Annotated in this window: 1 pseudogene; it reads right to left on the bottom strand. The window is 51.8% G+C overall.

Annotated features, from left to right (window positions below):
* Nucleotides 1-529, bottom strand: a pseudogene (locus QW71_RS41120) (hypothetical protein); the annotation flags it as partial.

Genomic DNA, 529 nt, shown 5'->3' on the forward strand with positions numbered 1-529 from the left:
ATGATATCAACGGGCACATTATCCAGATTAGATTTGATTTCTCCATTCCTAATGGCTTCCTGATACGCTATGGATGCTTGCGCCGCCTCCTGGTCTGTTATGCCATTTTTACTGAGTACCCATGTGTTTCCTATAAGTGTTTTGCTGTACTCCTCAAAGTTGTACTTCTTCACTCCTGAATTGCTATTCAGTGCCAACTGACGTTCCGCAGCTTCGATCTCCTCCCGCTTCGACTCCAGCTGGCTTCGCGCATAGTTCCCAGCGGCACTCTTCTCCATCGCCAGTCGCAGCAGCAGGAGATATTCTTCGTTATGTATGAGCGGTACACTCTCCGCCGTGATCGACGGATCATAATCGCAGGCCTTAACAGCCGGCTGCTTGAAATAGCCGCTTAGATCCTTCCCTGCTTCATATTGGACCTTGCCTACCCCCAGCGAAGCCAGCTTCCGGCGTGCTTCCTCGGCCTGCGCGTGGACAGCCTCCATCTGCGTCTTGTTCCCGAACGCTTCATAGACCTTGAAGGCCATCT

Source organism: Paenibacillus sp. IHB B 3415 (genome assembly GCF_000802655.2).
Taxonomy (GTDB): Bacteria; Bacillota; Bacilli; order Paenibacillales; family Paenibacillaceae; genus Paenibacillus_AQ; species Paenibacillus_AQ phytohabitans.